This is a genomic window from Candidatus Rokuibacteriota bacterium, from assembly GCA_016209385.1.
GTDB lineage: Bacteria > Methylomirabilota > Methylomirabilia > Rokubacteriales > CSP1-6 > JACQWB01.
On sequence record JACQWB010000183.1, the window covers coordinates 1 to 19,584 of the forward strand.

Here is a 19,584-nt window from a genome sequence, read left to right on the forward strand (position 1 = left end):
CCGGTCCTGCTCCTCGCCGTCGTCGCCGGCGCCGTGGCCGACCGCGCGCCGAAGCGCCGGCTCCTGATCGCGACGCAGGCCGCGTTCGCGTTCCAGGCGCTCGTCCTGGCAGCGCTCGCCGCGACGGGGCGGGTGGCCTACTGGCACGTCGCGCTGTTCGCGCTCCTGGCCGGTCTCGCCAATGTCCTTGACGGGCCGGTGCGCCAGTCGCTCGTCATAGAGCTCGTGGGCAAGGCCGACGTCATCAATGCGGTCGCGCTGAACTCCGCGTCCTTCAACACGGCGCGGATCGTCGGCCCGGCGATTGCCGGACTCCTGATCGCCCGGTTCGGCGTCACGCCCGCCTTCGTCCTGAACGGCCTCGGGTTCCTCGGCGCCATCGCCGCGCTCGCCGTTCTGACCGAGCCCGCCCTCCCGACCCGACGCGGCGGCGCCACGATCCTGGAGGAGATTCGCGAGGGGCTCCGGTACGCGATCCGCACGCCCCGGATCCGCCTCGTCCTCGGGATACTGCTCGTGGTGAGCTTCTGTGTCTTCAACTTCACGGTCTACGTCCCGCTCCTCGCCCGCGATTCACTGGGGCTCGGGGCGGAGGGGTTCGGCTTCCTCATGACGGCCCTCGGTGTCGGCGCCGTGGTCGGCGCGCTGGCCATCGGCACGACCGGGTCGCGCCACCCGCCGCTCGCCGTGCTCTTCGCCGCCACCGCGGTCGCGTGCGCCGGGCTTCTCGGCCTCGCGGCCGCCGGGCGGTTCTGGGTGGCGGCGGCCGTGCTCGTCGTCACCGGCTTCTTCGGCACCGTCGTCCTGGCGGGCTGCAACACGGCGCTCCAGCTCGGGGCTCCCGACGGCCTGCGCGGCCGCGTGATGAGCCTCTACGTCCTGGTCCACGGCGGGGTGTTCCCGATCGGGGCGTTCATGGTCGGCGCGATCTCGGAGCGGTGGGGGGTGTCCCGGTCCTTCCTCGTGAACGGCCTCGCTGGGCTCGCGGCGCTCGCGCTGATCGCCGCCTGGTGGCGACGCCGGGCCGCCGCGGAACAAGCAGGCGCGGGCTGAGGGGCCCCCTCACCCTGCCCGCTCCCCCGGCGGGGAAGGGGATCAGGAGGGCTTCTCGAGCTTGGCCCAGGAGTCCCGCAGCGTCACGGTCCGGTTGAAGACGAGCCGCCCCGGCGTCGAATCCACGGGATCGGCGCAGAAGTAGCCGAGCCGCTCGAACTGGTAGCGGCTGCCCGGCGCGGCGCCCGCGAGGCTCGGCTCCACCCGGCACTCGGGGAGCACCTCGAGCGACTTCGGGTTGAGGCTCGCCGTCCACTCCGTGCCCTCGGCCTCGTCCTCGGGGTCGGGCTTGGTGAAGAGGTGCTCGTAGAGGCGCACTTCGGCCGGCACCGCGTGGGCGGCCGAGACCCAGTGGATCGTCCCCTTCACCCGGCGCCCCGGCGCGTCCCCGCCGCGCGTTGCCGGATCGTAGGTGCAGCGCACCTCGACGACCTCCCCCGTGCGGTCGTCCTTGACGACGCCCACGCACTTGACGATGTACGCGTAGCGGAGACGGACCTCGCTCCCCGGAAACAGCCGGAAGTACTTCGGCGGCGGGCTCTCACGGAAGTCGTCCCGCTCGATCCAGAGGACGCGCGAGAACGGGACGCGCCGGGTCCCCATGCCGGGGTCCTCGGGGTTGTTGACCGCGTCCATCTCCTCCACCCGACCCTCGGGGTAGTTCTCGAGGACGAGCCGGAGCGGGCGCAGGACGGCCATCCGGCGCGGCGCGCGCCGGTTCAGGTCCTCCCGGAGGCAGTGCTCGAGGAGGGCGATCTCCACGACGTTGTCCGTCTTCGCGACGCCGATCCGCTCGGAGAAGTCGCGGATCGCCTCCGGCGTGTAGCCCCGCCGGCGGAGCCCCGCGATCGTCGGCATCCGCGGGTCGTCCCACCCCCGGACGTGGCCCCCCTCGACGAGCGCGAGGAGCTTCCGCTTGCTCATGATCACGTGGGTGAGATTCAGCCGCGCGAACTCGATCTGCTGGGGGTGGTAGATGCCGAGCTGGTCGAGGAACCAGTCGTAGAGCGGCCGGTGGTCGGCGTACTCGAGCGTGCAGATCGAGTGCGTGATCCGCTCGATGGAGTCGCACTGGCCGTGGGCCCAGTCGTACATCGGGTAGATGCACCAGGCGTCGCCGGTCCGCTGGTGCGAGGTCTTGCGGATCCGGTACATGACGGGGTCGCGCAGGTTCAGGTTCCCCGACGCCATGTCGATCCTGGCGCGCAGGGTCTTGGTGCCGTCCTCGAACTCGCCGGCGCGCATGCGGGCGAAGAGGTCGAGGTTCTCTTTGACCGATCGGTTGCGCCACGGGCTCTCGCTACCCGGCTGAGTGAGCGTACCGCGGGCCTCGCGCATTTCCTCCGCGGAGAGGTCGTCCACGTAGGCCTTGCCGGCCTTGATGAGCTGGACGGCCCACTCGTAGAGCTGCTCGAAGTAGTCGGCCGCGTAGTAGAGGTGCGGGCCCCAGTCGAAGCCGAGCCAGCGGACGTCTCCCATGATCGCGTCCACATACTCCTGGCTCTCCTTGGTCGGGTTGGTGTCGTCGAAGCGGAGGTGACAACGCCCACCGAACTCGCGGGCCAGGCCGAAGTTCAGGCAGATGGACTTGGCGTGGCCGATGTGCAGGTAGCCGTTCGGCTCCGGGGGAAAGCGCGTGAAGACACGGCCGCCCCACTTCCCGGTCCGCATGTCCTCGGCGACGATCTGGCGGATGAAGTTGGTGGCCTTCGGGGGTTCGCTCATAAGGGTCACCTGCCCGACGAGACCGCCCTGCGCTTGGCGCGGACGTAGTCCACCAGGACGTACTCGCCGAGCCGCTCCGGGGCGGTGAAGAAGGCGCGGCCGCGGTTGACCCGGGTCAGCTCCTCGACGAAGGCCATCAGCGCCGGGCTCCGGTCGAGCATGAAGGTGTTGATGGTGATCCCCTCGCGCGTACAGCGCCGCGCTTCCTTCAGGGTCTCGACGAGCGTGCGGCGCGTGGGCGGATACGCGAACTCCGCCTCGCCGTGCTCCAGGTGCGCGGTGGGTTCGCCGTCGGTGACCATGATGATCTGACGGTTCCCGCCCCGCGCACGGGCGAGGAGCTGGCGCGAGAGGAGGAAGCCTGCGTGCATGTTGGTCCCGACGTTCCAGTCGCTCCACGCGAGGCCGGGGAGCTGCTCGACGCTGAACTCGCGGGCGTAGAGGGAGAAGCCGACGATGTAGAGGCGGTCGCGCGGGAACTGGCCGCGGATCAGCGCGCTCAGAGCGAGTGCCACCTTCTTGGCCGGGAGGAACAGGCCGCTGTTGAGCATCGAGCGGCTCATGTCCAGCATCACCACCGTGGCAGCCTGTGTCGAGAGCTCGGTGCGGAAGACCTCGAAGTCGTCAGGCGAGAGCCGTACCGGGGTGCCGGGCCCCCGGCGGTGGACCGAATTCATGAGCGTCTCTTTGAGGTCGAGAAGGAACGGATCGCCGAACTCGTAGGGCTTGCTCTCGTCGGCCTGGTCGCCGCCGGCGCCGCGGCGCTCGACAGCATGGCGGCCGAAGCGATCGCGCTTCAGATGGGTGAAGACGTCACGGAGCGCCTTCTCAGCGATCTTGCGGATGGCCCGGGCGGTCAGCTCCAGCCGGGTGCCGTGCCGCTCCAGGTAGCCCGCTTCCTCCAGCTTCTTCGCCAGCTCGCGGAGATGCTCGAGCTCCCGGACGGCCTCGGGGCCGAGCAGCCGCTCGACTTCGGCCGGGTCGATCTTCCTGAGGTCGTCAGGACCCCGCGCGCCTCGTAACTCACGCTCCAGCTCGTCCATCTGCTGGAGCTCCTCCATCAGCTTCATCGCCTGCTCCAGCGTGAGCTGGTCCTCCCCGCTGAACTCGTAGCGGCCCCTCAGCTCGTCGAGCAGGCCCAGCTCTTCGAGATGCATCGCGAGCTGGGCCAGGGAGGCTTCGAGCCTCTCATCCTTGAGGAAGAGGGAGCGCATCAGCTCCTCGAGTTGCGCGCGCTGCTCGGGAGACATGCTCTCGAGGAGCGACTGCATCTGCGCCATCTGCTGGCTCAACTGCTCGAGGAGCTGGTCGAGGCTCTCCACCCCCGGGAAGTAGTCGCCCCACTTCTGGCGGAAGGCCTCGAAGTCTGGCTCGTGCCCTTCCGCCTTCTCGCGGAGCATCCGGTTCAGGTCCTGGAGCATCTCCCTGACCCGCTGGAGGTCCTTGGGCGTCAGGTTCTGGAGCGCCTGCTGCATCCCCTGGAGCAACGGCTTGAGCATCTGCTGGCGAAGCGACTGCAAGAGCTCCTCGAACAGGCGGCGCGCCTCGGCGTCCACGAAGTCGTAGTGCTGCAGCTCGCGGATCCGCCCGGCGGGATCGGGGGGGAGCTGGTCCAGCGTCGCTTGCCTCTGAGCGCCGGCAGGCCCCTCGCCGAGCTCGCGCCTGATCCCCTCGCGCTCGGTGCGGATGACCTGGTCCAGCTTCTTCGTGATGTCCTCGAGCGCCGAGCCGAGGTCGTAGCGATCCAGCTCTTGCTGGCGGCGCTGCTTGAGCCGCTTAAGGAGATCCTGAAGCCCCGGCACGCTCTGGCCGCCGGGGATGCGCACGCCCTGCTGGAACAGGCGCTGCAGCGCCCGCCAGAGATTGCCGTCCGACATCAGGTCGTCGGCCATCGCCGCCAGCAGGTCGTCGGCATCCAGGTCCAGGAGGTGCTGGCTGCCGTCCCAGCGCGAGTAGCGGATCAGCCTCGCCATGTCAGCCCCGGTAACGGGAGTGGCCGGCCTGGATGTCCTTGTTGAGCCGGCGGCTCAGGTGCAACCCCTCGAGGACGAACTCGAGGGCGGCAGCGGTGCCGGCCGGATCGGTGGCGCCGAGCTTCCTCACGGCCGCCTGGAGCGGGCGGAGCTCGGCGATCTGACGGACGTACTCGCTCGACGGCATGCCGTCCGACACGGTGATCGCGAGCCCCTCCTTGAACGCGGCGACAACTTCGTCCAGCTCCCCCGAGCCGAAGCAGCGGTTGAAGACGTTGAGCACGGCGCGCTGGACCAGCTTGCCGAGCAGTTTCTCCTCGGTGGCCTCGCCCACAGTCTCCAGCTCGATCTTGCCGCTGGTGGAGGCGACGACGGCGCCGAGATCGCTCACCCGCGGGGCGGCTTCGTGCTCACCGAGCCGAATCGCGCGCTTGAGAGCGTTGGAGAGCAGGTTCTCCCAGTTGCAGATGCTCACCCGCACCGAGACGCCGGAACGCTGGCTGATCTCGGGGGCCCGCCGCGCCAGGTGCGTCAGCTCCGCCAGCACCTCCTTCATGTACTTGGGAGTGACGGTCTGGAAGCCGTCCGTCGGGAAGGCGGTGCGCTCGGCCTCCATGATCGCGATCTCGTCGCCGAGCCGCTTCGGGTAGTGGGTGCGGATCTGGGAGCCGAACCGATCCTTGAGCGGGGTGATGATGCGGCCGCGGTTGGTGTAGTCCTCGGGGTTGGCGCTCGCCACCACGAAGAGGTCCAGCGGCAGGCGGACCTTGTAGCCGCGGATCTGGACGTCGCGCTCCTCCATGACGTTGAGGAGGCCCACCTGGATCCGCTCCGCGAGGTCGGGCAGCTCGTTGATGACGAAGATGCCGCGGTTCGTCCGCGGCAGGAGGCCGTAGTGGATGGTCAGCTCGTCGGCGAGGTAGCGCCCCTCGGCGACCTTGATCGGGTCCACCTCGCCGATGAGGTCCGCGATCGTGATATCGGGGGTCGCCAGCTTCTCACCGTAGCGGCGGTCGCGCGGCAGCCAGACGAGCCCGGCCGCGTCGCCCTGCTCAGCGAGGCGCGCCCGGCACGCCGCGCAGATGGGCGCGAAGGGGTCGTCGTTGATTTCGCATCCGGCCACCGCCGGCATCGCCTCGTCCAGCAGGCCGACGAGGAGGCGCGCCATGCGCGTCTTGGCCTGGCCCCGCTCACCCAGGAAGACGATGTCCTGGCCGCTCAGGATGGCGTTCTCGACCTGCGGCACGACACTCTCGTCGTAGCCGACGATGCCGGGGAAGAGCGGCTCGCTCCGCCGGAGCCGAGCGATCAGGTTCTCGCGCAGCTCCTGCTTGACCGACCGCGCGCGGTAGCCGCTCCGCCTCAGCTCTCCGACCGTGCGCACCTGCGTCTCGCCCATCGTTCTCACCCGCGGCCCGCAAAGCCACGAATACCGCCATTATACGGGAAGTCCGCAACGTCCGGGGGGATGACAACTCCCGGGTCAGCCGGCGACCCGCCCGCCGAGCCTCAGGATAACCGCCGTCGCCGGAGCCGCCGCCAGCGCGGGGTAGCTGAGAATGATCCGGCCCCAGGTGCCCTCGACGGCGAGAAGCTCCCCGGCGACCGTGAGGGCCAGAAAGATGAAAACCCCTGCGCCGAGGGCCAGGCCGATCGCCCATGGCGGCTCAGGCGAACTCCCGGCCCAGATGACGGGCGCGAGCGTCGAGGCGCCGAGGCCAAAGGCGATCAGGAGCCCGCGCCAGGGATCCTCAGGCCAGAGGGCCGCCAGCAGCGCCGCCGCCAAGATCCCTCCCCACAGCCCCCAATCGCCTCCGACTCCACCGCGGGCCAGGAGATCCCGGAGCGCCGTGACGCTCGCGAGGAGGGCGAGGAATCCGCCGAGGAGCAGAACGCCGTCGAGGCCGCGCCCCCAGAGGTCGCCGGCGAATGCCAGCGCGGGGAGCTCCACGAGCTTCTCGGCGGTCACACCGCCCAGGAAGAGATCGGGAGCGAGCGTGAGCGTGTACGTCGCCCACCCCTGGGCCCAGGCGAGCACGAGGAGGTATCCGATCCCCGCGAGAACGGCTGTCGCGCGAGAGATCGGGCCCACCCCCCCGGAACTCAGCAGCGCGGCGGCACCCCCTATCATCGTCAGCCCGAGGCCCACGACCGAGAGGAGCTCGGGTCCGGGGGACAGCCGCGGCGGATCGGCCCAGCTCACCCCCGACGCCGGAGCCCCCGGGATGCGCTTGTTGGCCTCGAAGCGGAGCCGCTGGCCCGGCTCGATGAGAAGTCCATCTCCTGGCCTCAGCGTGACGGACTGGTTCGCCGCGAGCTTCCACTCCTGCACCCGGGCGCGCCCGGCGTCGTTGACGAGGATCCGGAGCGGGCCAGCGTCAACACTCGTGACCCGGTGCTCGTCCTCGAAGACCAGCGCGTCGGTCCCCGGGCTGAGGACGACGGGGCGACCCTCGGTGACCCAGGGGCTCGTAGCCGAGAACCTGAAGGCCGGCAGCGACGCCGCATGACTCCAGGCCTCGAGCGGGAGGCGACCTGCCCGCGCACTGACGACGCCGAGCGGGAGGAACACGGCGAGCAGGGCCGCGGCTGCGAGGGCGAGCCCCCGCCGGCGTCCTGCGTCGGAGGCCGTCAGGACGACCGCTGACGCGCTGGCGACGAGGATCCCGATCGCGCGCGAGAAGCCGAGCCAGCGCGCGACGTCGCCGGCGAGGAGCAGGTTGGCCCAGAGGAGAGCGGCGCCGAGCAGCAGGAGCGGATACGCGAACGCCGGATGCGGGGGCGCGTCGCTGCGCGTCGTGGTCACGAGAAAGCCGAGCAGCGGGGCCACCACCACGAGGAGCGCGGCCCATAGCCCCTCGCTCCCCCGCGTCAGGAGCTCCACGGGGAGTGAAAAGAGGAGCGCCGGAGTGATCCAGAGCGAAAATCTCGCCGCCGCCGCCCGCAGGCCGGTCACGGGGAGTTCAGGGAGCGCTCGAGACAGGCCGAGGCGACCAGGACGGCGAGGAGCGGGCCCACCACGCCGCCGTACCACCAGAAGAGGCTCAGGCCCGCCAGGCGCACGGCACCCGGGCTCAACGGAAGAAGGAGGAGGAGAAGGAACAGAACCAGGAGGCCGATCAGGGCACCGACCCCCAGCCGGCGCCTGAGGTCAGGCGTCCCGGAAGTCGGGCTGGGGGAGCGGGGGATCACGTCGCGGGCTTGGCTCCGAGCCGTGCCTCGACTTCCCGAGCCGTGGAGAGGACCAGGGGCGCGATCTCGGCATCGATCTGCTCGAGGGAGAGCCGCATCGCGGGAGCGCTCACCTCGATCGCGCCGAGCGCGCGGTTGGCCGGATCGTGGATCGGTGCGGCCACCGATCTGACACCGACCTCGCACTCCTCGTCGTCCACCGCGTACCCTGCAGCGTTCACGCGCTCGAGCTTCTCGAGGAGAGCCGGCGCGGCCTCGGGCCCGAGGAGGAGCATCTGCTGCTCCCGGGGCAGCGCGGCCAGGAGCACCTTTCCCGCAGCAGCGGCCACGGCGGGGAACCGCCGCCCGAGGCGCGGAGCAACGCGCACCGGCTGCTCGCTTTCCACCATGTCCACGTAGACGGCGAAGGTGCGGTCGAGCAGCCCGAGGCAGACGGTCTCGTGGCACTTGAGCGCCAGGGCTTCGAGGAAGACCCGAGCCTGACGCCGGACATCCAGGTGCTGGAGGTACACGGCGGCCACCTCATACACTTTGGGCGCGAGGCGGTACCGCTCCGTCGCCCTGTCCTGCTCCACGTACCCGCGGGTCTCGAGCGTCGCGAGCAGGCGGAAGACGTTGTTCTTGTGGAGCTTCAGCTTGCGGGCCAGCTCGGTGACGCCCAGGTCTCCCTCCTTCGTGGTGAAGGCCTCGAGGAGATCGAGGGCGCGGCTCACGGACTGGATGAGGTAATCAGATTTGGCCTTTTTCGCCATAGACATCTCACGACCCGGGCTCGGCGAGTAACCTATTATAAGACCGCGCCTCCCTCCCTGCAAGGGGTCGCCTCGCTTGACTAGCTCCGAATTTACTGGAAAACTTGGGACTCTACAAGGAGGAGCGGATGACTGATACGAGCAAGCGGGTGCTGGTCATCGTTGCCCACCCGGACGACGCCGAGTTCGGCTGCGCGGCCACGGTAGCCAAGTGGGTGAAGGAGGGGCGCGAGGTCGGCTACGTCGTTCTTACCAACGGCGACAAGGGCTCGTCGGACCGGGGCATGACCTCCGAGCGCCTGGTCAGGATTCGCATCGAAGAGCAGCGCAACGCGGCACGGACCCTCGGGGTGGAGCGCGTCGAGTTCCTCGGCTTCCCCGACGGCGAGCTGGAGAACACGCGGGAGGTGCGCCGCGCGGTGACGGCCGAGATCCGGCGCTTCCGTCCGGACCTTGTCGTCGCCCAGAATCCCCAGCGGACGGCCAACCTCTACGTCTCCCACCGCGACCACCGCACGGCCGGCGACGCCGTGCTCGACTGCGTCTATCCGCTGGCCCGGGATCACCTCTCGTTCCCCGAGCTCCTGGCGCAGGGGCTCGAGCCCCACAAGGTGCACGAGGTATACCTGGTCGGCGTCGAAAACCCCGACGTGGTGGTGGACATCTCCGACACGATCGAGCTCAAGCTCAAGGCCCTCGCCTGCCACACGAGCCAGATGCGCGACTTCGCGCGGGTGGAGGCGTGGGTGCGCGAGCGGGCAGCCAAGCTCGGAAAGCCGAAGGGCTACGCCTACGCCGAGGCCTTCCATCGAATCGGGATCCCGAGCTGAGGCAGCCGTGCGCGTCCGGTCCCCGCTTCTCGTCGGGCTGCTCGCCGCGCTCCTCCTCGGCGCCGCGCCAGGGCCGACACACGCGCAGCTCTTTCTCGCCTCCCGCCCGCACCCCGAGTTCATGATCGGCCCCCTTATGGTCCGCGCCAGCGTCGTCCCGGAGCTCGGCCCCGTGACGCTGGACGTGCTGTGGAGCCTCGTCATCCCGCCCGCGCGCAACGCCATCGAGTTCGAGCAGGATCTCTATTTCCTGTGGCCGGGGGCGGTCAACCCTGACGCGAGCGACGGTGACCCCGAGCCCGCACTCGCCCGCTACGTCGAGGCGCGGGGGTTCACCGTCATCTCCGACGGCCGGCTGCCGCTGTTCGCGCAGAGCCTGTATCAGATGGACACCGAAGCGCCCCCCGAGCGCGTGACGGGCGGCGCGCCCTTTGTCACCTTCGTCAGGCAAAGCGGGCCGCTCGGCCTGACCTCACCGGCGACCTACGTCCGGATCCCATGGACGCCCCAGATGGTCAACCGCGCCTGGCTCATTGATCTCCGCCTGACGAGCACCGGGCTCGTCACGCCGAGAAAAGCGAGCTGGATCGAGAATGCGTTCTGGGGCCAGCGGCATGTGATCTCGATCAGCTTCAACGACGTGCGCCACCGGGCGCTGTTTCCCATGTACTTCGGCGTGCGCCGCTCCCGGTTGGCTCATCCCGAAACGGCGTGACCGCACAGGCTCCCGTGAACGCCCGCGTCGGGACCTCCGGCTACAACTATCCCGAGTGGAAGGGCACCTTCTATCCCGCCGACCTCTCCACGGCGAAGATGCTCGGCTACTACGCCGAGCGCTTCTCCACGGTCGAGATCAACGTCACCTTCTACCGGATGCCGAACGCGAAGATGCTGGCGGGCTGGGCCGCGGCGACCCCCGACGACTTCACCTTCGTCCTGAAGGCGCCGAAGCGGATCACCCACGACGCGCGGCTCAAGGACGTGGATGAGCCGGTCCGCTACTTCTGCGACACCGCCCGCACGCTCGGGACGAAGCTCGGTCCCCTCCTCTTCCAGCTGCCGCCGAATCTGAAGAAGGACGTCGGCAGGCTCGGCGACCTGCTCGTGCTCCTCCCCCCGGGCCTCCGGTGCGCCTTCGAGTTCCGCCACGACTCCTGGTTCGCCGACGACGTGTACGCGCTCCTCCGCACCCGGAACGCGGCCCTCTGCATCGCCGACACGGAGAAGGGCACCACGCCGCTCGTGGCGACCGCCGACTTCGGGTACTTCAGGCTCCGGGACGCCGGCTACACCCAGGACGACCTCACGCGGTGGAGCCAGACCGTGACGACGCTCGGCGCAGGGTGGCGCGACGCGTTCATCTACTTCAAGCACGAGGAGTCGGGGATCGGCCCGGCCCTGGCCCGGCAGCTCCAGACACTCCTGACCGGCTGATGCGCCCTCTCGTCGTCGCTCTGGTCATCCTCCTCGAGGCCGTGCCGGCCTCAGCCCAGAGGTTGACGCTGCTGTCGGTGCCCGAGCCCATCGACGGAACCCCGGTGTACGTAGCGCTGGCTCCCGACGTCATCCGCGCGATCGACGAGCCGAAGTTCGCGGCAGGGGCCGCCGCCGAGCGCCAGATGGCGCGGGACGAGCACGTCCTGGGCGTCCGCCTGGCGGGTGTGGCACGGGCCTACCCGCTCGGGCACCTCAGCGCCCACGAGATCGTCAACGACCGCTTCGGCGACACGCCGGTCGCGGTGACCTGGTGACCCCTCTGCTGGACGGGCATCGTGTATGCCCGGCCGCTCCACGGGGAGAAGCCGCTCACCTTCGGCGTGTCCGGCATGCTCTGGAAGAGCTCGCTGATCATGTTCGACCGCGAGACAAAGAGTCTCTGGAGCCACATCACCGGGAAGGCCGTCGCCGGACCGCTGAAGGGGCTCACGCTCACGATGCTACCGGCCGTCCACACGACGTGGGGGCTCTGGCGCGCGAACCACCCGGATACCGTCGTGCTGGAGAAGCCCGCATGGACATGGCGGACGCCGCACCTCTTCGAGCGCGACTACGTCCTGGGGCTCGTCCTGGACGGCGAGGCCGTGGGCTTCCCGTTCGCCGCCCTCAAGCGCGCCCCGCTCGCCCACGTCAGCGTGGCCGGCCGGCCACTCCTGGTGGCGTACATCCAGCCGGCCGCCACCGCCGTCGCCTTCAGGCGCGAGGCCAACGGCCGCGTCCTCACGTTCCATCGCCTGGCGCGCGAGGGCGAGCTCTGGCGGATGCAGGATCGGGAGACGGCCTCCCGCTGGAACGCCGTGACGGGCGAAGCGCTCGCGGGCCCGCTGGCCGGGGCTCGGCTCCCGCCTGTCCCGGCGACGCAGGCCTACCTCTCGAACTGGCGGGAGCTCTACCCCATGGGCAGGATCTGGCGCGCGGAGTAAGCCCCGGGCGGGATCAGGCGGCTTGCGCGGCGGCCCGAGGGGACCGTCAGGCCAGCTTGCGGTGAATCCGGGACAGGGCGGCGGTCATGTCGATGGCGCCCTGGAGGACCGGGACGAGCGGGTCGCCGAGCTTTTCAAAGCGTGCCGGAGCCGTCCTGAGCGTGAAGCGCCGCGGGTCGAGGCGCGCGGTGACCTCTTCCCAGCGGAGCGGACAGGAGACCGGCGCCCCCGGCAACGGCCTCACCGAGAACGGCGCGACAATGGTCCGGCCGTGGCCGTTCTGGACGAAGTCGACGTACACCTTGCCGCCGCGCGCGCGGACTGGCCGCGCGATCGTCGCCAGGGCGGGCTCCGCCTGGACGCCGAGGAGGGCCAGGAGCCGCGCGAAGGTCCGCCCCTCCTCGTAGCTGTAGCGGGCGCCCAGCGGGACCAGGATGTGGAGCCCGGTCGCCCCCGAGGTCTTGACATAGCTCGCCAGCTCGAGCTCATCCAGGATCCGGTGGAGCGCCCGTGCCACCTTCACGACGTCTGTGAACGGGGCGCCCTTGGGATCCAGGTCGAGCACGAGCCAGTCGGGACGGTCGAGGGAGCCCAGGCGCGAGCCCCAGAGGTGGAGGGGGATCGTCCCCAGGTTGGCCACGTAGCGGAGGGTCTCCGCGTCGTTCACGATGAAGTAGTCGATCTCACGCTCGGCGTCCTTGGAGTAGATCCGCTCGGTGCGCACCCAGGCAGGAGCGAACTCGGGAGCATCCTTCTGGAAGAACGACTTCCCCCCGATCCCGTCAGGGTAGCGGGTGAGGACGAGCGGGCGGTCGCTGAGATACGGGAGGAGATGGGGCGCGACGGCGTCGTAGTAGGCGATCAGGTCCGCCTTGGTGTAGCCTTCCTCGGGCCAGAAGACCTTCGTCGGGTTCGTGATCCTGACCCGGGGAGGCTGCGCTTCTCCGCGCGCGGCCGGAAGCGGCTCGAGCTCCGCCGGGACCTCGCGGCGACACGCCTCGGGCCGCTTGTCGTCGCGGAGCCCGAGGAAGGCCGGATGGCGGATCCCGCCGTCCTGAGTCCACTCGGTGAAGCGGACCTCGCAGACGAGCCTGGGCTCCACCCAGTGGTGGCCGGTGCCGGCGGGCGTCCCGGCGTCGAACGGAGAAGCCGCGCGGCCCAGAGCGCGGAGCTTCTCCCAGACCATCCTGAGGGTCCTGTCATCGAAGCCGGTGCCGACCTTGGAGACGTAGACCAGCCGGTCCCCCTCGTAGAGCCCGAGATGGAGGGCACCGAAATATCCGCGCGAGCCCTGCGGATCGGTATAGCCGCCGATGACGAACTCCTGGCGACGGAGACACTTCAGCTTGACCCAGTCCCTCGAGCGGCCACCGACGTAGGAGCTCCCGATCTTCTTCGCCACGATCCCTTCGAGCTGCTGCTCGGAGGCTGCCTCAAAGAAGGCCTCGCCGTGCTCGAGGATGTGGTCGCCGTAGCGGATCACGCCGCGGGCCGGGAGGAGGAGCGCCAGGCACGCCTTGCGCTCCTCAAGCGGAACGCGACGGAGGTCGCAGCCGTCGAGCGAGAGACAGTCGAAGAAGATTCCGGTGACCGGAACCACGACCCGCGCCCGTTCGACTTCCAGAGGGTTCGTCAGCTGCATCCGCGCCTGGAGGCGCTGGAAGCTCGGGCGCCCCCCCTCGTCGAGGGCCACGATCTCACCGTCGAGGACGAAACGGTCGAGCGGGAGCATGCCGAGCGCGAGGGCGACTTCCGGGTAGCGTGCCGTGATGCCCTGGCCGTTCCTGCCGTAGAGCTCGACGACGTCGCGCGTCCGGAAGGCCAGGACGCGAACGCCGTCGTACTTGATCTCGAAGAGCCACTCCTTCCCCGAGAACGGGCGATCACCGGAGGTGGCGAGCATGAGCGGCTGGTCTCGCGGGGAGATGTCTGCGCGCGGCACCTTCAGAGCCTGAAGGCGCCTTCGCAGCGCGCTGAGCTTCGCCGGCGACTCCCCCAGCTCCTCCACCGTCAGCCCGGAGAGCACCGACTCGGGATAGCGCTCGGTCGGCTCCTCGTCCTGCACGTAGGCGTCCGCCTTTTTCAGGAGGAGCCACTCCTTCTCCTTCCCGCTCATCCGCACGAGGGTCCACCGGCCGCGGAGCTTGACGCCGAAGAGCTCGAACTCGAGCTTCCCCTTCGCGAGCTGCTCGAGCGGATCCGAGTCCTTGACGAGCCGGTAGCGGCCCCGGTCCCAGACGATCACGGGGCCGGCGCCATAGTTGTCGGCGGGGATGCGACCCTCGAAGTCCGCGTACTCGACCGGATGGTCCTCGACGTGCACGGCGAGCCGCTTCTCCTCGGGACGGACCGACGGGCCCTTCGGGACGGCCCAGCTCTTGAGCACCCTGTCGATCTCGAGGCGCAGGTCGTAGTGGAGGCGGCGGGCCGCGTGCTTCTGGACGACGAACAGACGGCTGTCGCCCGCGCGCCGGCCGCCGAAAGGCTCGGGCGTCCGCTCCGGGTCGCGCTTCTTCCGGTAGGCGTCGAGCTGCGAGACGCGCGCGTTTCTCACGCCGAACTCAGTGCATGATGGAGCCGCCGGCGACATTGATCGCCTGGCCGGTGATGTACTCGGCGGCGTCCGAGGCGAGGAAGGCCGCCACCTCGGCCACGTCGTCCGGCGTCGCGAGGCGGCCGAGCGGGATGGCCTCCGCCCGCCGCTTGATCCCTTCGGCCCTGAGCACCGGATCGAAGCTCCCGTCCGCCCGCCGGCCGAGATAGTCGAGGCGGTCGGTATCGGCCGGCCCCGGGGAGATGGCATTCACCGTGATACCCGCAGGAGCCAGTTCAAGGGCGAGGGCCTGCGTGAAGCCGATCAGGCCGAACTTGGACGCACAGTAGGCGGCCAGGTTGGCGTAGCCGAGCTTGCCGCAGTTCGAGGCGATGTTGATGATCCGCCCGCGGATCCCCTGGCCGAGCATCGCGCGCGCGACGGCTCTGGCACAGAGGTAGCTTCCCTTCAGGTTCGTGTCCAGGACGACGTCCCACGCGTCCTCGTTCAGCTCCACGACCGGAACGCGGTCGGCGCCCGGCGGCGCGGCGGCGTTGTTGACCAGGATGTCGATGCGCCCGAGGGTCTCGAGCGCGCGCTGGACGGCGGCCTCGATCTGGCCGGCCGATCGGACATCCACGAGCGCGGTCGCCGCACGGCGCCCCGCCGCCCGGACCTCGGTGGCGACCGTGTCGAGGCCGCCCCAGCCGCTCGCCGGCTTCGTCGGCACCGCCCGCACGCCGGTCGGCGCGATGTCGGTCAGGACGAGGTCGGCCCCCTCGGCGGCCAGCCGCCGGGCGATCGCCCGACCGAAGCCATGCTCACCTCCGCTCCCGGTCACCATCGCGACCTTGCCGCTGAGCCTTGCCATCACCGCCTCCTCGACGTACACTCCTCTGGGCGTTCCAGCGCGAGGGATGGCTTCGATGCGAATCGTCGACGTGAAGGCGTACCCGACATCCTTCCCGGTTCCACCCGACGCCAGCGTGACCCTGGGGATCGGGCGCGCCGTCAAGCGTGACGCCGTCGTCGTCAAGGTTACCACGGACGACGGGCTCGTCGGCTACGGCGAGTCCCACCACGGCCGCGCCCCCGGCGCCGTCGCGCACCTGGCGAACACGACGCTCCGCCAGCTCGTCCTGGGCATGGACGCCCTGGACGTCGTGGGGGTGTGGTCGCGCATCTACAAGATGCAGCTCGGGAGCCACGGGATGGGCGCCGCCACGGCGATCGCCATGAGCGGCATCGACATGGCGCTCTGGGACATCCGCGGGAAAGTGACGGGCTGGCCGCTCTACCGGCTCCTCGGTGGCGCGTCGCGGCCGATCCCCGCGTACGCCGGGGGCGTGTCGCTCGGCTACCAGGAGCCCGAGGCGCTCGCCGAGGAGGCGCGCGCGCTGGTCGCCGCGGGCTACCGGGCGGTGAAGCTCCGCGTCGGGGACTCGCCCGAGCGCGACCTGGCTCGCGTGGGCGCCGTTCGGACGGCGTTCGGGGAAGGGCTCGTCATCCTGGTGGACGCCAACACGGGCTACTCGCTGAGCGACGCGCGCCAGGTCATGCCCGGGCTGGAGGCCCACGGCGTCGGCTGGCTCGAAGAGCCGTTCCCGGCCCATGACTATGCGAGCTACAGGATCGCGGCCTCGCTGGGCCGCGTGCCTCTTGCGGCGGGGGAGAACCACTACACGCGCTTCGAGTTCTCGCGCCTGATCGAGGACGGCGTCATCCGGATCCTCCAGCCCGATCTCTCCAAGACCGGCGGCATCACCGAGGCCCTCCGCATCGCCGCGCTCGCGTCCGCCTGGAAGCTCCCGATCAACCCCCACACCTCCATGACCGGGCTCAACATGGCCGCGAGCATCCACTTCCTCGCGGCGATCGACAATGCTGGCTACTTCGAGGCCGACGTCTCGAAGGGGAACCTCTTCCGCGACCAGCTGACCAGCAGTCCCTGTACCCTGGACGCCAACGGGCGCGTGAGCCCGCTCGAGGGCCCGGGGATCGGCGTCGAGGTGGACGAGGACTTCCTGGCCCGGCACCCGGTCATCGAGGGGCCCGGTTACGTCTGATGAAGCGCGCCTCAATGCCGTGAGCTCAACATAAATAAGGCTCCTCGGTCGGCTGCAAAGTCCGCCGATGCGCGGTATCGCGACGGCCGATCTCCTTGGGCTCTTTGAACCATAGGCGGCTTTCGTGGTATCGTGCGACTCGTCTCGAAGATTTCGGGGGGAGGACGCGGCGAGATCATGCCCAGGGTGCCTCTCGAGCCCCGGTTCACCATCGAGTACCTGTCCGTCCTGGACAGCGACGGCAACCTGGACACCACCCTGGAGCCGCAGATCTCCCCTGACGATCTGAAGCGGCTGTACCGGGCAATGCTGCTCGGGCGCCGCTTGGACGAGCGGATGGTGCGGCTCCAGCGCCAGGGACGCATCGGCACCTTCGCGCCGATCAAGGGTCAGGAGGCCTCGCAGATGGGGAGCGTCTTCACCCTTCGCCCGACCGACTGGATGGTGCCGTCCTTCCGCGAGACTGGGGCCATGCTCTGGCGCGGCTGGCCGATCGAGAAGATCCTCCTCTTCTTCGCCGGTTACCTCGAGGGCGGTCAGCCGGCGCCCGACCACCACGACCTGCCGATCACGGTCCCCGTTGCCACACAGCTCCCGCACGCAGTCGGACTGGCGTACGCGGCCCAGTATCGCGGGGATGACGCGATCGTGATGGCGTACTTCGGCGACGGCGCGACCTCCGAGGGCGACTTCCATGAGGCGCTGAACTTCGCGGGCGTCTGGCATGTGCCGATCGTCTTCGTCTGCCAGAACAACCAGTGGGCAATCTCCGTGCCGCTCAAGAAGCAGACGCATTCCCGCACGCTGGCCCAGAAGGCACTGGCCTACGGCTTCCCCGGAATCCAGGTCGACGGCAACGACGTGCTCGCCGTCTACGCGGCAAGCCGCGAGGCCGTCGAGCGGGCGCGCGCCGGCGACGGTCCGACGCTCATCGAGTGCGTCACGTATCGTCTCGGCGTTCACACGACCGCAGACGACCCGACCAGGTACCGCTCGGACGAGGAAGTGAAAGAGTGGGTGCGGAAGGATCCGCTCACGCGCTTCAGCGCCTACTTGCAGAAGAGGAACCTGCTGGAGGAGGGGCTCGAGGAGAAGCTCGACGACGAGATCGCTGCCGCCGTCAAGCGCTTCGAAGCCGCGGCGGTTGCCGATCCGCTCACGATGTTCGATCACGTGTACGCGGAGCTGCCGCCGCATCTCGTGACCCAGCGCGAGGAGATGGTCCAGCGCGTGCGAAGCCGCGTGATCGAGCCGCCCGCGGGGGGCGAGACCGAGCAGCTGGAATCGCCGCCCTTGCGCGGCCAGCGACGGACCAGCCGATGGCCAAGCTGAACATGGTCAAGGCGCTCAACCTGGCCCTGCTCCAGGAGATGGAACGGGACGCGGACGTGCTCGTCATCGGCGAGGACGTAGGCGTGGACGGTGGCGTCTTCCGCGTGACGGAGGATCTCCACCGGAAGTTCGGAGCAAAGCGTGTGATTGACAGCCCGCTGGCGGAGGCCGCGATCATCGGCACCTCGATCGGCATGGCGCTCTACGGCCTCAAGCCGGTGTGCGAGATCCAGTTCTCCGGCTTTGCTTTCCAGTGTTTCCATCAGATCGAGAACCATGCGGCGCGCTACCGCATGCGCTCCCAGGGACGCTTTCACTGCCAGATGGTCGTCCGTATGCCGTACGGCGGCGGCGTTCGCGCCATCGAGCACCACTCGGAGAGCGAGGAGCAGTTCTACGCCCACATCCCGGGGCTGAAGATGGTGATCCCCTCGGGACCCCGCACGGCCCGCGCGCTCCTCGTCAGCGCGATCCGGGATCCGGACCCCGTGATCTTCTTCGAGGCGAAGGCGCTCTACCACGCGGGTCGAGAGGATGTGCCCGACGAGATCGAAACGCTGCCGATCGGCCGGGCTCGACTCGTGCGGGAGGGCAGTGACTTGACGATCATTGCCTATGGCGCCATGCTTCGCCTCGCGCAGGAGGCCGCGCAGCTCCTGCATGACGAAGACGGCGTCGCGACGGAGCTGATCGATCTGCTCACGATCTCGCCCCTGGATAGGGAGACCCTCACGGCGTCGGTCGGCAAGACCGGACGCGCGGTCATCGTCCACGAGGCACCGAAGAGCTTTGGCCCGGGCGCCGAGATCGCGGCGAGCATCATGGAGGGCGCCTTCCTGTCCCTCGAGGCACCGATCCGGCGCGTGGCCGCCTACGACGTGCCGTTCGTCGGCTTCGCCCGCGAGAAGGCGAACGTCCCGGACGTGTCGCGGGTGGTTGCCGCCGCGCGTGAAACGCTGGCATTCTGAGATTAGCTTCGACGTTCCGGCGTGGCGGCCCATACCAGGCCCTGCCCCCTGCCCATTCTCTTCACCCTACCCCTAGGAACAATCGGAGGGGGACACCCACGCCTTCGGCGTGGGTACCCGGGCCCCCTCCGAGGCCTCCCCCAGGAATGGCAGTTCGAGCCGAGGGGCTGCCGACGAGCCGCAGGCGTGGCAGTTCGAGCCGAGGCGCTTCGGCGCAGCCAGCTTCATCGCCTGCGCCAGCGGCGAGGCGAGGCCCGAGTAAGTAACGGCCACGAGGCGAGGCCCGAGTCGGTTGCGCGGGCGAAGCCCGCGCTCGAAGGGCGTTACGCCGACACACCGCTAGAACTTCCCAAAGTTTTTGAGCGACGGATGTTTTCGTGGTATCGTGCAACCCGCCCCTAAGATTCGCCGAGCAGGAGGAGTAAGGCCATGCCCCCGCATTCGATCGGCTCCGGCACGATCTCGTTCGGTCTCGTCTCGATCCCGATCAAGCTCTACACGGCGGCGGCGTCTGGCGCCGTGGCCTTCCACCTGCTCCACGCCAAGTGCGGGAGCCGAATCCGGCAGCAACAGGTCTGCCCGACGTGCAACGAGGTGGTGGATCGGACCGGGCTGGTGCGCGGCCACGAGTTCGCGAAGGACCAGTACGTGCGGGTCACCGACGAGGAGCTGAAGTCGCTGGAAGGCGAAGCCTCCAAGATCATCGACATCGCCGAGTTCGTCCCGCTCCCCAGGGTGGA

18 protein-coding genes are annotated in these 19,584 nt (G+C 69.5%); 10 read left to right on the forward strand and 8 right to left on the reverse strand.

Annotated features, from left to right (window positions below):
* On the forward strand, window positions 1–1,053 hold a 1,053-nt coding region (locus HY726_12740), incomplete at its 5' end, for an MFS transporter (protein ID MBI4609861.1).
* 42 nt (window positions 1,054–1,095) lie between these two features.
* Here the strand turns inward: HY726_12740 and HY726_12745 are convergent.
* The 6 genes from HY726_12745 to HY726_12770 all read right to left on the reverse strand — a co-directional run bounded on the left by HY726_12745 (window position 1,096) and on the right by HY726_12770 (window position 8,701).
* The gene (locus HY726_12745; protein MBI4609862.1) at window positions 1,096–2,778 is read right to left on the reverse strand and encodes a glutamine--tRNA ligase/YqeY domain fusion protein; all 1,683 of its coding nucleotides are present in this window, start codon (window positions 2,776–2,778) and stop codon (window positions 1,096–1,098) included.
* A gap of 5 nt (window positions 2,779–2,783) precedes the next feature.
* A complete protein-coding gene (locus HY726_12750; protein MBI4609863.1) occupies window positions 2,784–4,751 on the reverse strand; it encodes a VWA domain-containing protein in 1,968 nt (655 codons plus the stop codon).
* 1 nt (window position 4,752) lies between these two features.
* Window positions 4,753–6,150 (reverse strand): AAA family ATPase, encoded by a 1,398-nt coding sequence (locus tag HY726_12755; GenBank protein MBI4609864.1) that lies wholly within the window; start codon window positions 6,148–6,150, stop codon window positions 4,753–4,755.
* Window positions 6,151–6,234: 84 nt separating this feature from the next.
* Window positions 6,235–7,707 (reverse strand): hypothetical protein, encoded by a 1,473-nt coding sequence (locus HY726_12760; protein MBI4609865.1) that lies wholly within the window; start codon window positions 7,705–7,707, stop codon window positions 6,235–6,237.
* Entirely contained in the window at window positions 7,704–7,943 is a 240-nt protein-coding gene (locus tag HY726_12765; GenBank protein ID MBI4609866.1) for a hypothetical protein, read from the reverse strand. The genes HY726_12760 and HY726_12765 overlap by 4 nt, the downstream gene beginning before the upstream one ends.
* Entirely contained in the window at window positions 7,940–8,701 is a 762-nt protein-coding gene (locus tag HY726_12770; protein ID MBI4609867.1) for an IclR family transcriptional regulator, read from the reverse strand. Before HY726_12770 ends, HY726_12765 begins: the two co-directional genes overlap by 4 nt.
* Before the next feature lie 122 nt (window positions 8,702–8,823).
* Between HY726_12770 and HY726_12775 the strand changes: the two genes are divergently transcribed.
* From HY726_12775 to HY726_12795, 5 genes are read left to right on the forward strand one after another with little or no spacing between them, the layout of a single operon-like run.
* Window positions 8,824–9,525, forward strand: a complete 702-nt coding sequence (locus HY726_12775) for a PIG-L family deacetylase (GenBank protein MBI4609868.1) — start codon at window positions 8,824–8,826, stop codon at window positions 9,523–9,525.
* A gap of 7 nt (window positions 9,526–9,532) precedes the next feature.
* Window positions 9,533–10,240, forward strand: coding sequence for a hypothetical protein (locus tag HY726_12780; GenBank protein MBI4609869.1), 708 nt, complete (start codon window positions 9,533–9,535; stop codon window positions 10,238–10,240).
* A 14-nt stretch (window positions 10,241–10,254) separates the two neighbouring features.
* Entirely contained in the window at window positions 10,255–10,959 is a 705-nt protein-coding gene (locus HY726_12785; protein MBI4609870.1) for a DUF72 domain-containing protein, read from the forward strand.
* Window positions 10,959–11,276: a DUF3179 domain-containing protein gene (locus HY726_12790; GenBank protein ID MBI4609871.1), complete on the forward strand. Its 318-nt coding sequence runs from the start codon at window positions 10,959–10,961 to the stop codon at window positions 11,274–11,276. The genes HY726_12785 and HY726_12790 overlap by 1 nt, the downstream gene beginning before the upstream one ends.
* Before the next feature lie 21 nt (window positions 11,277–11,297).
* Complete coding sequence (locus HY726_12795; GenBank protein MBI4609872.1) at window positions 11,298–11,945, forward strand: DUF3179 domain-containing protein; 648 nt, start codon at window positions 11,298–11,300, stop codon at window positions 11,943–11,945.
* A 46-nt stretch (window positions 11,946–11,991) separates the two neighbouring features.
* On the opposite strand, the gene ligD is transcribed toward HY726_12795, so the two are convergent.
* Window positions 11,992–14,535, reverse strand: a complete 2,544-nt coding sequence (gene ligD, locus HY726_12800) for a DNA ligase D (GenBank protein MBI4609873.1) — start codon at window positions 14,533–14,535, stop codon at window positions 11,992–11,994.
* The gene (locus HY726_12805) at window positions 14,507–15,349 is read right to left on the reverse strand and encodes an SDR family oxidoreductase (GenBank protein ID MBI4609874.1); all 843 of its coding nucleotides are present in this window, start codon (window positions 15,347–15,349) and stop codon (window positions 14,507–14,509) included. The genes ligD and HY726_12805 overlap by 29 nt, the downstream gene beginning before the upstream one ends.
* Window positions 15,350–15,404: 55 nt before the next feature.
* On the opposite strand from HY726_12805, the gene HY726_12810 reads away from it, so the two are divergent.
* The 4 genes from HY726_12810 to HY726_12825 form a co-directional block, all read left to right on the forward strand.
* The gene (locus tag HY726_12810) at window positions 15,405–16,544 is read left to right on the forward strand and encodes a mandelate racemase/muconate lactonizing enzyme family protein (protein ID MBI4609875.1); all 1,140 of its coding nucleotides are present in this window, start codon (window positions 15,405–15,407) and stop codon (window positions 16,542–16,544) included.
* Between the two features lie 177 nt (window positions 16,545–16,721).
* On the forward strand, window positions 16,722–17,876 hold the full coding sequence (gene pdhA, locus HY726_12815) for a pyruvate dehydrogenase (acetyl-transferring) E1 component subunit alpha (protein ID MBI4609876.1): 1,155 nt from the start codon (window positions 16,722–16,724) through the stop codon (window positions 17,874–17,876).
* Window positions 17,864–18,844 (forward strand): alpha-ketoacid dehydrogenase subunit beta, encoded by a 981-nt coding sequence (locus HY726_12820; GenBank protein ID MBI4609877.1) that lies wholly within the window; start codon window positions 17,864–17,866, stop codon window positions 18,842–18,844. Before pdhA ends, HY726_12820 begins: the two co-directional genes overlap by 13 nt.
* Before the next feature lie 429 nt (window positions 18,845–19,273).
* On the forward strand, window positions 19,274–19,584 hold a 311-nt coding region (locus HY726_12825), incomplete at its 3' end, for a Ku protein (protein MBI4609878.1).